At 33.2% G+C, this 13737-nt stretch carries 13 protein-coding genes and 1 pseudogene; all 14 read left to right on the top strand.

What is annotated here, in order from left to right:
• A pseudogene (locus WMO18_RS07735) lies at nucleotides 1-262 on the top strand (hypothetical protein); the annotation flags it as partial.
• Nucleotides 263-350: 88 nt separating this feature from the next.
• On the top strand, nucleotides 351-1301 hold the full coding sequence (bioB, locus tag WMO18_RS07730; RefSeq protein WP_211148499.1) for a biotin synthase BioB: 951 nt from the start codon (nucleotides 351-353) through the stop codon (nucleotides 1299-1301).
• Between the two features lie 85 nt (nucleotides 1302-1386).
• On the top strand, nucleotides 1387-2226 hold the full coding sequence (locus tag WMO18_RS07725; RefSeq protein WP_211148495.1) for a hypothetical protein: 840 nt from the start codon (nucleotides 1387-1389) through the stop codon (nucleotides 2224-2226).
• Between the two features lie 100 nt (nucleotides 2227-2326).
• Entirely contained in the window at nucleotides 2327-3196 is an 870-nt protein-coding gene (ylqF, locus tag WMO18_RS07720; RefSeq protein ID WP_211148496.1) for a ribosome biogenesis GTPase YlqF, read from the top strand.
• 2 nt (nucleotides 3197-3198) lie between these two features.
• Nucleotides 3199-3810, top strand: coding sequence for a ribonuclease HII (gene rnhB, locus WMO18_RS07715; protein WP_211148497.1), 612 nt, complete (start codon nucleotides 3199-3201; stop codon nucleotides 3808-3810).
• Entirely contained in the window at nucleotides 3797-4183 is a 387-nt protein-coding gene (locus tag WMO18_RS07710; protein ID WP_367286512.1) for a YraN family protein, read from the top strand. Before rnhB ends, WMO18_RS07710 begins: the two co-directional genes overlap by 14 nt.
• Entirely contained in the window at nucleotides 4170-5084 is a 915-nt protein-coding gene (locus WMO18_RS07705; RefSeq protein ID WP_329979074.1) for a dipeptidase, read from the top strand. Before WMO18_RS07710 ends, WMO18_RS07705 begins: the two co-directional genes overlap by 14 nt.
• A gap of 61 nt (nucleotides 5085-5145) precedes the next feature.
• Nucleotides 5146-6648, top strand: coding sequence for a threonine synthase (gene thrC / locus WMO18_RS07700; protein ID WP_211148302.1), 1503 nt, complete (start codon nucleotides 5146-5148; stop codon nucleotides 6646-6648).
• 1 nt (nucleotide 6649) lies between these two features.
• Nucleotides 6650-7342, top strand: a complete 693-nt coding sequence (locus tag WMO18_RS07695; protein WP_211148303.1) for a metallophosphoesterase — start codon at nucleotides 6650-6652, stop codon at nucleotides 7340-7342.
• An 81-nt stretch (nucleotides 7343-7423) separates the two neighbouring features.
• Nucleotides 7424-8737 (top strand): trigger factor, encoded by a 1314-nt coding sequence (tig, locus tag WMO18_RS07690; RefSeq protein WP_211148304.1) that lies wholly within the window; start codon nucleotides 7424-7426, stop codon nucleotides 8735-8737.
• 54 nt (nucleotides 8738-8791) lie between these two features.
• The gene (gene clpP / locus WMO18_RS07685; protein WP_211148305.1) at nucleotides 8792-9373 is read left to right on the top strand and encodes an ATP-dependent Clp endopeptidase proteolytic subunit ClpP; all 582 of its coding nucleotides are present in this window, start codon (nucleotides 8792-8794) and stop codon (nucleotides 9371-9373) included.
• A gap of 15 nt (nucleotides 9374-9388) precedes the next feature.
• Nucleotides 9389-10669: an ATP-dependent Clp protease ATP-binding subunit ClpX gene (gene clpX / locus WMO18_RS07680; protein WP_211148306.1), complete on the top strand. Its 1281-nt coding sequence runs from the start codon at nucleotides 9389-9391 to the stop codon at nucleotides 10667-10669.
• A gap of 59 nt (nucleotides 10670-10728) precedes the next feature.
• The gene (lon, locus tag WMO18_RS07675; protein ID WP_367286511.1) at nucleotides 10729-13119 is read left to right on the top strand and encodes an endopeptidase La; all 2391 of its coding nucleotides are present in this window, start codon (nucleotides 10729-10731) and stop codon (nucleotides 13117-13119) included.
• Nucleotides 13120-13128: 9 nt separating this feature from the next.
• Nucleotides 13129-13737, top strand: coding sequence for a ribosome biogenesis GTP-binding protein YihA/YsxC (gene yihA / locus WMO18_RS07670; RefSeq protein ID WP_211148501.1), 609 nt, complete (start codon nucleotides 13129-13131; stop codon nucleotides 13735-13737).

The following is a 13737-nucleotide window of genomic DNA, read 5'->3' as shown; positions in this document are numbered from 1 at the left end:
GTCTTTAGACGAAGCTAGTAACATAGCCTTTAAGGCGTTAAAAGAAAAGCCACCGGCTAAGCCGGTGGATATTTACTTCCAAGGTGGAAATATGGAGGTGTATTCATTTACTTCAAGTAAGAATACTAATGTTAGTTCAGTACAGTTTGTAATTAAAACTTCTGAAATCAAGAAAGAGGAAGTAAAAGAAGATAAGAAAACTAAAGAAGAACAAACTTTTTTCCAAAAGTTTATTAGTTTATTTACAGATTTATTTAATTAATAATGTTAACAATAATTATAATATAGGTTGACATTGCATAAAATATCAATTATAATCTCTTATAGAAAAGAGGTTGACAATAATGGATATTAAGAAGTTATCTAATGATATTATAAATGGCAAGAGATTAACTAGGGAGGATGACCTTTCATTTTTCAAGACCGTAGATTTAGATGAACTATGCAGTGGTGCTGATGAAATCAGAGAAAAGCTATGTGGTAATCATATAGACCTATGTTCTATCATCAATGGTCGTAGTGGTGGTTGTAGTGAGAACTGCAAGTTCTGTGCACAAAGTGCCCATCATCACACAAGTGTTGAAAGATACAAATTCCTTGAACCTGAAGAAATTGTTAAGGACTGTGAATATCACTACAACAAAGGCGTACATAGATATTCTATTGTTACAGCAGGTAGAACTCTCGAGGGTGAAGATTTGGTAAAAGCTTGTAAAGCCTATAAAGAAATGCATGATAAATATGATATTTGTCTTTGTGCATCTCATGGTCTTGTAACTGAAGAAACTTTTAAGAAGTTAAAAGGCAGTGGTGTAAGTATGTATCATGAAAATATTGAAACATCCAGAAGAAACTTCCCTAATGTATGCACAACTCACACTTTTGATGATAAAATCAATGGTATCAAAACTGCTCATAAAGTTGGTTTAACTGTATGTTCAGGTGGTATTATCGGAATGGGTGAAACCTTTGAAGATAGAATTGATATGGCTCTTACTTTAGCTGAACTTGATGTTGAGTCAATTCCTCTTAATTCACTTATTCCTATTAAGGGTACTTGTTACGAAGATTTACCAACACTTACTGAGGAAGAAATCTTGCGTACTGTTGCAATGTTTAGATTTATTAATCCTACTGCATATATCAGACTTGCAGCAGGTAGAACTTTAATGAGTAATTCCGGTGAAAAAGCATTTACTTCCGGTGTTAATGCTACTATTACCGGCGATATGCTAACTACTTCCGGAAATAATATTGACGAAGATAAAGCAATGCTAACTGATATGGGATTTTCTATTTAACATAGAACTTCATATTTCTTGACTAATCTTTCTACAACTTGTATAATTACTGTAGTATATAAATCATTTAGAGAGATTTGATTTTATGAAAATATATAAGTACAAGAAAATATTTTCAATATTTTTACTAACGTCTTTGTTGTTGCTGATTGTACCCATTACAACGCTCAATACAAATGCAAGTTCTAAAATTGACTTTTCTTTGTCTTGTGATTCTGTATATAAAAACAGACTTTTCAATGTAGACTTAATTGTTAACGGTAATGCTAATTTATCTGCATTTAGTGTGTCAATTACTTATGATTCTGAGTCTGTAGAATTTAGAAAAGTAGATTCACCTGATAAAGCATTTGATGTTAAGAAAAAGAATTCTAACGGCAAAGTAAATGCTATTGTACTTTGTGCTTATGGATATAAGTTTAACGGTAAAGCAAAGATTATTTCCTTTAAATTTAAGTCAGTTGATACCTGTATAACTGATTTTGGTTTAGCTATTTCTGATCCTGTAGATAATAATGGCAATAAATTGTCAATAGGTTCAGTTTATGGTGCTGAAATGAAAATTGATGAAAATAAAATCACTTCTAAAAGAATTAAAAGCAATAGTAGCAAGAGTTCCGGTAGAAGTAATAGCACAAGTAGCAAAACCTATGGCTCAAACAATTCTGTAAATGGAAAGGCTGATTCTGTAAAAGTTCCAAAGGTTAACTATGTTGGTGGTGACAGTAAAGAAAGTGCATCAACAACTTCTCCCATGGATAATGCCTATACAGATAATAGTGAACCAAAATCACTATTTGTTATGGGTGTATTAGTAACTTTAGGTGTTGTACTTATTATTTATATAGTCTATAATGTAGGTAAAGCCGGTAAAGAAAATAAAGATACTAAAACTGAAAAAGATAATAATGAAGAAGATAAGTAGAGGACTATAATTTTATAGTTCTCTTTTCTCATTTGTAATTATAAAAATTTTATGATATACTAATTTTGTATTGCTATAAAATTTATAAGGAATGATATATATGAGTGAAATGCAAAATATACAATGGTTTCCGGGTCATATGACCAAAACTAAAAGACAAATTCAAACATCACTTAAACTAGTTGATGCTGTTGCTGAAATTATTGATGCAAGAATACCGGTAAGTAGCCGTAACCCTGACCTTGATTCAATTATTCAAAATAAGCCTAGAGTTGTTTTGATGAACAAGTGTGATATGGCAGACCCATCATCTACCCAAAAGTGGATTAATTATTTTAAAAATAACGGCATTGTAGCTATTCCAATTGATTGCAAAACAGGTAGAGGTATCAACAAGTTTGTATCTTCTGTTAATGAGGTTCTTAAGGAAAAGATTGAAAAGCAAAAGGCAAAAGGACTTTTAAATCCTACAGTTAGAGTTATGATTGTTGGTATCCCTAATGTCGGTAAATCAACTTTCATCAATAGAATTTCTAAGAACAGAAAAGCTAAGGCTGAGGATAAACCGGGTGTAACAAGAGGTAATCAGTGGTTTACTATTAACAAAGGCTTTGAAGTTCTAGATACTCCGGGGGTATTGTGGCCAAAGTTTGAAGACAAAATTGTTGGCGAAAGACTGGCTTTTACAGGTGCAGTTAAAGACCAAATTATGGATACTGAACTTTTAGCTATGAGATTATTGGATTTCCTAAAGGTTGAGAAAAATCCAATATTTGTAGAAAGATTTAAACTACAAAATGAACCGATTGAAGATATTGAAAGTTATGAACTTCTTGAACTTATCGGCAGAAAAAGAGGTATGCTGATTTCCGGTGGCGAAATTGATACTGAAAGAGCTGCTATTATGCTACTTGATGAATATAGAAGTGCTAAACTTGGTAAATACACATTTGAATTACCGGAGAATTAATTATGGAATGGCTAAAATATGAAAATGAAGCCTTAGAAAATGGCTATACAAATATTTGTGGAGTTGATGAAGCAGGTAGAGGACCATTAGCCGGACCTGTTTGTGCAGCAGCAGTAATTCTGCCTAAAGGTCATATTATTGATGGTGTCAATGACTCTAAGAAACTTACAGAAAAAAAGAGAGAAAAACTTTTTGATGTAATTATTGATGAATGTGTTTCTTATTCAATAGCTTTTGCTACAGTTGAAGAAATTGAAGAACTTAATATTCTTAATGCTACTATGCTTGCAATGCAAAGGGCAGTTGAAGGCCTTGATGTTAAGGCTGATTATGCTATGATAGACGGCAATAGACTTCCACCACTTAATATTCCGGCAGAATGTATTGTAAAAGGTGATGCAAATTCTATGTCAATTGCTGCTGCCTCAATCCTAGCAAAAGTAGCCAGAGACAGACTTTGTTTAAAGTATGATGAATTGTATCCCGAATATGGTTTTGCTAAACATAAAGGATATGGCACAAAGTTACATAGAGAAATGATTTTAAAGTATGGACCTTGTGAAATTCACAGAAAAAGCTTTTTAAAGAAAATTTATAAAAATGCAAATAACTGAGAAAAGACAAATCGGTGACATTGGAGAGAAAGCATCTAGAAAATATCTAAAGAAAAATGGATATAAAATCGTTGCAAAAAACTACAACACTAAGTATGGTGAAATTGATATTGTAGCAGGAAATAAGAATTATATTGTTTTTGTTGAAGTAAAAACAAGAAAAGAAAATTCTCTCTATGCACCTGTATTAGCAGTTACAAAGCAAAAACAAAATAAGCTGATGAAAACTGCTTATGTATATCTTAAAGAATATCCAACAAATAAGAACATAAGATTTGATATAATAGAAGTTATCCATAATTCTAAAAAGGTTGTAAGTATTAATCATATAAAAAATGCATTTATGCAAGGAGGTAGTTATGGAAGTTTTTGATTTTCATTGTGATACCTTATATAAAAGTATGATGAATGATTTACTGCTTGATGCCGATATTTATGAATTTAAAATTTCCGATTTAATGAAAGAGCATAAATGGCATCAATGTATGGCAGTATGGACACCTGATGATAGAAATGAATTACCGTTACAGTTTAGGGATAAACCTCTTATAGAGTATTTTATTGCAAGTGCAGAAAAACTTATTTCAGAATGTAAAAGACTTAAAGTTCCTTTTAATGATATAAATGCAAATAAGTCATTGCACCTAACTGTAGAAAATTCTTCAATTTTAGAAAATAATATTGAAAATATAGAATTCCTAAAAAAGTATGGTGTAAAAGTTGCTACACTAACTTGGAACGAAAGTAACTGTATCGGTGATGGTGTTCTTGCTGATAAACCAAAAGGTGCTACTACTTTCGGCAAAAAGGTGATTGATGAATATATTAAGAATAGTATTGCTATTGATGTATCTCATACAAGTGACAATTTATTCTATGATATAGCATCAAGTAATCCAAAATATATACTTGCTACACATTCAAATTCAAGAAAAATTTGTAGTAACAAAAGGAATATTACAGATGAACAATTTGAATATATTAAAAGCAAAAACGGTGTTGTAGGACTTAACTTTCATAAATATTTTTTAAGTGATAGTGACAATTACAGTATAAAAGATATTCTTAATCATGCATACCATTTTCTAAGTCTTGGTGGTGAAGATAACCTATGTATCGGTACGGATATGGATGGTTCAGACCTTGTTGATGGTTTTTCTTCGTCAAGTGATTTTAACAAGCTGTATAATTCTTTTATAGAAAATAATTTCAAAAAATCAGTTGTTAACAAGATTTTTTTTGAAAATGGCATGAAATTTTACGATAAACTTTGACATTTAGCACAATATAGTGTAGAATGTAAAATCGGAAATATGTACTGAAAGGAAGATAAAAATGTTATATAACAGTACTGAAAATAATAAAGAAGTTGTTTCTGCTGCTCAGGCTATTGCCCAGGGTATCAGTAAAGACGGTGGTCTTTTTGTACCTCAGGAATTACCTAAGTACACAGAAGAAACTTTCAAATCTTTACTAGGTCTTTCATATAACGAAAGAGCAAAGATTGTGTTCTCTGATTTTCTAACAGATTTCACAGAAGAAGAAATTGCTGATTGTGTTGACAAGGCATATACAGTTGAGAAGTTTGGTTCAGAATGTCCTGCTCCTCTAGTTGCTAAGAAATACAACGGTAACGAAATCAACATTATGGAACTATGGCATGGTCCAACATGTGCATTTAAGGATATGGCACTTCAGATTCTTCCACATTTCCTAACTAAGTCATTAAAGAAAACTTATGATGGAAAAACTGCTGTTATTCTTGTTGCTACATCAGGTGATACAGGTAAGGCTGCTCTTGAAGGTTTCAAGGATGTTGACCACACTAAAATGATTGTATTCTATCCTGAAGACGGTGTTTCTCCAATGCAGAAGCGTCAGATGAACACCCAGAAGGGTAGTAATGTAAATGTTTGTGCAATCAAGGGTAACTTTGATGATGCTCAGACAGGTGTTAAAAAGATTTTCACTACTGATGAGATTGTTGAACTTCTACATAAGAATGATATGCTATTCAGTTCAGCTAACTCAATCAACTGGGGTAGATTACTTCCTCAAATTGTTTACTATATTTCTGCTTATTGTGATTTAGTAAACAGTAAGAAAATTAATATGGGTGACAAAATCAACATTGTTGTTCCAACAGGTAACTTTGGTAACATTCTAGCTGCTTACTATGCATATTGTATGGGTATGCCTGTTAACAAGTTTATTTGTGCATCTAACCAAAATAATGTTCTTACTGATTTTATCAATACAGGTGTTTACGACAAGAACAGACAGTTCTACGCAACTGCTTCTCCATCAATGGATATTCTTGTTTCAAGTAACCTTGAAAGACTACTTTACAAGTTCTCAGGTAATAATGATGAACTGGTTGCAAAGTGGATGAATCAGCTTAAGACTGAAGGTAAGTATGAAGTAACTGATGAAGTTAAGAAAGAAATTACTTCTAAGTTCTTTGGTGGTTTCTGTGACGATACAAACACAAAGGCTACAATTAAGGAACTATTTGATGAAGAAAAGTATCTATGCGATACTCATACATCAGTTGCTATTAATGTATATAACCAGTATGTAGAAAAGACAGGAGATAAAACACCTGTTGTTATTGCTTCTACTGCAAGTCCATATAAGTTCTCTCATTCTGTACTTGAAGCAGTAGCTCCTGAAGCTATCTGTGATGATGAGTTCACAATGGTTGATGAACTTAATAAGATTACAGGTGCTGAAGTACCAAAGCCAATTGCTGAACTAAAGAATCTAGAAGTTAGATTTAATAATGTAACAGATGCTGATAAGATGCCTGAATATGTTAAGAATACATTAGGTATCTAATATGTCTTTATTTTGTATTGCTGACCTTCATTTATCTATCGGTGTTGATAAACCTATGGATATATTTGAAGGTTGGGACAATCATATAGAGAGATTGCTTAATAACTGGAACAGCATTGTAAAAGATGAAGATACAGTTATTGTAGCCGGTGACATTTGTTGGGCTCTTAAGCTTGATGAATGTTACAAAGACTTTGAGTTTATAAACAATAAACTTAAGGGTAACAAAATTTTCTTAAAAGGAAACCACGATTTATGGTGGGGAACTAAGAAGAAAGTAGATAACTACCTTGAAGAAAATAATTTTAACAAAATTAAGATTCTTTTTAATAATTCTTACAAGGTAGGTAACTATAACATCTGTGGTACTCGTGGATGGAATTTAGAAGTTGACAGTGCTGAGGATGAGAAAGTCCTTAACCGAGAACTTGGTAGATTAAAATTATCACTTGATAGTGTTGATAACGATTTAGAAACAATTGTTTTTCTTCATTATCCACCGGTATTCGGAAATCAGTGTTGTCAAGAAATATTTGATATACTACATAACTACAATATAAAAAAATGTTACTATGGTCACTTACATGGTCGTAAAATTACAAAGTATGCTTTTAATGGTGACTATGAAGATATTAAACTAAAGTTAATATCAAGTGACAGTGTAGCATTTACCCCCGTGCTAATTGCAAAATAATTTGATAAAAACTATGGAAATTATCAAAAGCATATGTTATAATTGTCTAGTTATTTAGTCATAAACAGGAGGAAATATACAATGAGTCTTAATAATTCAACAAAAACTAAAGAAAACACATACGAAGTTGAAGTATCTGTTGATGCTGAAACTTTTGCAAAAGCTTGTAATAAAGCATACAAGAAGCAGGTTAAGAACATCAATGTTCCTGGCTTTAGAAAAGGTAAAGCTCCTAAGCATATGATCGAAAAGATGTATGGCGAAGGTGTATTCTTTGAAGATGCAATGCAGGATTGTTACCCAGAAGCTCTTGATGCAGCTGCTAAGGAAGCAGAACTAAATGTTATTGCAGTTGAATCCCTTGAAGCTATGGATGCTTCAGAAAAAGATGGCTTTACTTTCAAGGCTACAGTAATCACATACCCTGAAATTGACATTAACGATTACAAGGGTATCACAGTTAAGAAGAAGTCAACAAGAGTTACAAAGAAACTTATTGATGAAGAAATCGAAAAAGTTCGTGACAGAAATAGCCGTATGGTAACTGTTGAAGACGGTGCTGTTGAAAATGGCGATATGGTTGTTATCGACTTTGAAGGTATGAAGGACGGCGTTCCATTTGAAGGTGGTAAGGCTGAAAACTACAACCTAGCAATTGGTTCAGGCAACTTTATCCCAGGTTTTGAAGAACAGATTGTTGGTCACAAGACAGGTGAAGAATTCACTATCACAGTTAAGTTCCCTGAAGATTATCAGGCTGAAGAACTAAAGGGTGCAGATGCTGAATTCAAGATTAACCTACACGAAATCAAGAGAAAAGAACTTCCAGAACTTGACGATGAATTTGTTAAGGATGTAAGTGAAAAGGAAACTCTTGACGAATATAAGGAAGAAGTTAAGGAAACTGTTAAGAAACGTCTAGAAGATGAACAGAAGAAGGATATCGAAGATCAGGTTATCACAAAGCTATGTGATGCTGTTGAAGGTGAAATCCCTGAACAGATGTATGATAATGCAGTTAACGAAATGATTCAGGAATTCGATATGCGTCTAAGAAGCCAGGGTATGGACTTTAACACATATATGAAGTATATGGGTGCAACTCCTGACACTATTAAGGAAATGTACAGACCTGATGCTGAAAAGAGAGTTAAGCTAAGACTTGCTCTTGAAAAGATTGCTGAAAAGGAAGCTATCGAAGTAACAGAAGCTGACCTAGATGCAGAATACACAAGACTAGCTGATCAGTACAATATGAAGGTTGAAGATGTTAAGAAAGCAATCAACGATGAAGCACTATCAGCTGACCTAAAGACTCAGAAGGCTATGGACCTTGCAGTAAACAGTGTTAAGGCTGAAAGCAAGAAGGCTGCTGAAGATAAAAAAGAAGACTAATTGAATAAATTTGGTCTATCTAACCTATTATTATAATTGAAAGGATTGATTAGAATGGCATTAGTACCATATGTCGTTGAACAAACAAATAGAGGCGAACGCTCCTATGATATTTTTTCAAGACTTTTAAACGATAGAATTATTATGTTAACAGAAGAGGTAAACAACCAGACTGCAAGTTTGGTTGTAGCCCAACTTCTATACCTAGAAGGTCAGGATCCAACAAAGGATATTAGCTTATATATTAATAGCCCTGGTGGTTCTGTTACTGACGGTATGTCAATTTACGATACAATGAATTACATTAAGTGTGATGTATCAACAATTTGTATGGGTATGGCTGCATCAATGGGTGCTTTCCTACTATCAGCAGGTGCAAAGGGCAAGAGATATGCTCTACCTAACAGTGATATTATGATTCACCAGCCAAGTGGTGGTGCTCAGGGTCAGGCAACTGATATGCTTATTCATACTCAGCACATTATCGACACAAAGAAGAAGTTAAACGAAATTCTTGCTGCCAATACTGGTCAACCATATGATGTAATTGCAAAGGATACTGAAAGAGATAACTTTATGACTGCTCAAGAAGCACTTGAATACGGTCTAATTGACAAGGTTATCACAAACAGATAAAAGGGGAATTAGTTAATGCCAAAGGACGAAAAAGAAATTTACTGTTCTTTCTGTGGTAAACCACAAGATATGGTTGGTAGAATAATATCTGGCAATGGTGTATATATTTGCGACCAATGTGTTGATTTGTGTATGCAAATATTAGAAGATGGTCTTGAACCTGTTAAAAACCAAAAGAAAGATATTGAAATTCCACAGCTTCTTAAACCACAGGAAATTAAGGATGTGCTAGATCAGTATGTTATTGGTCAAGATAGAGCAAAGGTTACTTTGAGTGTAGCAGTTTATAACCATTACAAGAGAGTATTTTCCCTTGATGATGATGTAGAATTTGCTAAGAGTAATGTGCTTTTACTTGGTCCAACCGGTGTGGGAAAAACACTTCTTGCACAAACCTTAGCAAAAACACTTGATGTTCCTTTTGCTATTGCTGATGCAACCACATTAACAGAAGCCGGATATGTTGGTGAAGATGTTGAGAACATTCTTCTAAAACTTATTCAAGCTGCTGATTACGATATAGAAAAGGCTGAGCGTGGCATTATCTATATTGATGAAATTGATAAGATTTCTCGTAAGTCTGAAAATCCATCAATCACCAGAGATGTTAGTGGTGAAGGTGTTCAGCAGGCTTTACTTAAAATTATTGAAGGCACTGTTTCTAATGTTCCACCTCAGGGTGGCAGAAAGCATCCTCAACAGGAATTTATACAGATAAATACTAAGAACATTTTATTTATTTGTGGTGGTGCTTTTGAGGGGCTGGAAAAAATTGTTGAGAAGAGAATGAACTCCTCAGTACTTGGCTTTGGTGGCACAATTAGAAGCCGTAAAGAACTTGACAGTACAGATTGGATGAAAGATGTTGTAGCTCATGACCTTGTTAAGTTTGGTATTATTCCTGAACTTGTTGGTCGTATTCCTGTTATTACATCACTTTCAGGTCTTGACGAAAATGCCCTAGTCAGAATTTTAACTGAACCTAAGAATTCAATTGTCAACCAGTACAAGAAGCTGTTTGAACTGGATGATGTTGATCTTGAATTTACTGATGATGCTCTACTTGCAGTAGCTAAGATTGCTAAGGAGCAAAATACCGGTGCAAGAGGTTTGCGTGGTATTCTTGAAAATGTTCTTACTGATTTAATGTTTACAACTCCATCTGACGAAACAATCAAGAAGATTGTTATTAACGCTGATGTTGTAAACGGTAAGGCTAAACCAAAGATTACAAGACGTAGAACTAAGAAAAAGCAACCAATAATTATGGATGAAGAATCCAATCCAACAGCTTAAATAAACATACGAAATAGCTGTACTCTTTGGGTACAGCTATTTTTGAATTGAGTGATTATATGAACGATACACCTAATATTGTTGAATTACCGGTTCTACCACTAAAGGGATTAGTTGTATTTCCGGATATGATTCTACATTTTGATGTAGGTCGAAAGCGTAGTAAAGCTGCCGTAGAAGCTGCTATGCTTAATAACCAAGAAATTTTTGTAACCACACAAAAGCTAACTTCTGTAAATAGACCAAAACTTGATGATGTTTACAAAGTTGGTGTTATTTGCAACATTACCCAAATAGTAAATCAACAAGAAGATATTATCAGAGTTACTATTCAAGGTAAATATCGTGGTATTTTAAAAGAGATTACAACAGATACAAATTGCTTATTTGCTAAAGTAGAAGAAGTTCCTAGAAGTGAAATTACCGACAGTGAAAAAGGTGATGCTTTAGTAAGAGCAGCAAAAAATGTATTTGAACAATATATATCTATTACACCTAGTTTTTCAACTGATTATCTTTATAAACTAAGTCTTTGTAAAGATGCCTCAGAAATTGCTGATTATATAGCTAGTAATATTATTACCGACTATACAAATAAACAGACAATTCTAAATATCTTTGATATTGAAGCAAGGCTGGAAGCCTTAATTGAATTACTGTTGGAAGAAATCAATGTTATTGAAATTGAAAATGACATTGTAGAAAAAGCCAGACAGAATATAGAAAAAAACCAAAGAGATTATTTTCTAAGGGAACAGTTAGCAGTAATTCAAGAAGAACTTGGTGAACAGGACAATCCTGAATCTGAATCTGAAGAATATAAAAAGAAAATTTTAGATTTACACCTTGATGAAGAAATTGAAAAGACCTTATTAAAAGAATGTGCTAAACTTCAGAAAATGGGTTATTCAAATCAAGAAGCTACTGTTATTCGTACATATCTTGATACTTGTCTTGATTTGCCATGGAATAAGTTTACAACTGATAAACTTGAAATACATAAAGTAAGAAAGTCTTTAGATAAAGAACATTATGGTTTAAATAAGGTTAAAGATAGAATTATTGAACAACTTGCAGTTAAAATTCTTAACCGTAAGAACAATTCACAGATTATTTGTTTGGTTGGACCTCCCGGTGTTGGTAAAACTTCTATTGCACAGTCTATTGCTAAAGCTATTGGCAAGAATAGTGCAAGAATTGCCCTTGGTGGTATTCATGATGAAGCAGAAATCAGAGGTCATAGAAAGACATATATAGGTTCTATGCCGGGTAGAATTATCAATGCAATGAGAAGTGCAAAGAGTATGAATCCTTTGATTATTCTTGATGAAGTTGATAAGCTTGGACAAGACTACAAAGGTGACCCAACATCAGCTTTACTTGAAGTTCTTGACAGTGAACAGAACAGTACATTTGTTGACCATTACTTAGAAATTCCTTTTGATTTATCAAATGTAATGTTTATCACAACTGCAAATGACTTGTCACTTATCCCTGCACCATTAAGGGATAGAATGGATATTATTGAACTTCCATCTTATACAAGAGAAGAAAAACTTAATATAGCTAAAAAGCATTTAATTAAGAAACAACTTGAATTAAATGGCCTTGATAAAACACAATTCAAAATTTCTCCTAAGGGTATTTATTCATTAATTGATTACTATACAAGAGAAGCTGGTGTTCGTTCATTAGAAAGAACAATTGCTTCCTTAATGAGAAAATCAGCAGTTAAAATACTTATGGAAGAAGTTGACTCAGTTTCTATCACAGATAAGAATGTTCAAGAATTCTTAGGTGCTTATAAATTTACTGATGACACTAAGAGTAAACGCAATGAAGTTGGCGTTGTAAACGGATTGGCTTGGACTTCTGTTGGTGGTACATTGTTACCTATTGAAGTGGCATTAATGCCTGGTAAGGGTAATATTCAGCTAACAGGTTCATTAGGTGAAGTAATGCAAGAATCAGCAAAGATTGCTATTACTTGTATCCGTACTATGAGTGAAAAGTACATAATTAATAATGATTTCTATAGAAAAAATGACATCCATCTTCATGCTCCGGAAGGTGCAGTTCCAAAAGATGGACCATCAGCCGGTGTAACAATGGCAACTGCTATTTTCTCAGCATTAACTAATATGCCTGTAAGAAGTGATGTTGCTATGACAGGTGAAATTACTTTAAGAGGTAAAGTTCTTCCAATAGGTGGACTTAGAGAGAAAAGTATGGCAGCCTATAGAAATGGTATGAAAACTGTTATCATTCCTTATGACAACATTAAAGACCTTGAAGAAGTTGATGATGTAGTTAAAGAAAAGGTTGAATTTAAACCTGTTAAACATATAACAGAGGTTTTAGAAATTGCAATTTGCAATTATAATAAATCATTTGCAAAAAGTACTGGTACATCTGTTAAAGATGGCCTAGTTAATGCAATTAGACAGTAGGAGGTAATTATGACTTTTAATAGTGCAGAATTTGAATTTGCTTGTGGTACAAGCAGTCAGTTACCTCAGTCAACTAAACCTGAAGTTATTTTTTCCGGCAAAAGTAATGTTGGTAAGTCATCACTTATCAATAAACTTTGTGGTAGAAAGGCTTTGGCCAGAATTAGCTCAAAGCCAGGTAAAACTGCAACAATTAACTTTTTTGATGTTGATGATTTTCATCTTGTAGATTTACCGGGTTATGGTTATGCAAAGGTAAGTAAAGCTGAAAAACAAAGATGGGCAGAATTAATGGAAGGCTATTTTGACCAAGAAAGAGCATTTTGCCTAGTTGTTCAGTTACTTGATATGCGACATAAACCAACTCAAGATGATATTGGTATGATTAGTTTTTTACACAATAGTGGTTTGCCATATATTGTGGTTCTTACAAAGCTGGATAAACTAAAGAAATCAGAAGTTAATAAGAATTTAGCTATGATTGGGGAAACTCTAAAAGAGTTTGATGATATAAGATTATTTCCATTTTCAGCACAAACAGGGGAAGGTGCCGAGTCAATAATCGGTGTTATTAATGAAAGTGTTGAGGAATACTTAAAAGATTCAGAGGAGGAATAA

This window comes from Ruminococcoides intestinihominis (assembly GCF_040096285.1).
GTDB classification, from domain to species: domain Bacteria; phylum Bacillota; class Clostridia; order Oscillospirales; family Acutalibacteraceae; genus Ruminococcoides; species Ruminococcoides intestinihominis.
Note: the sequence above shows the minus strand (reverse complement) of the source record. Positions and strands in the feature narration are given on the sequence as shown.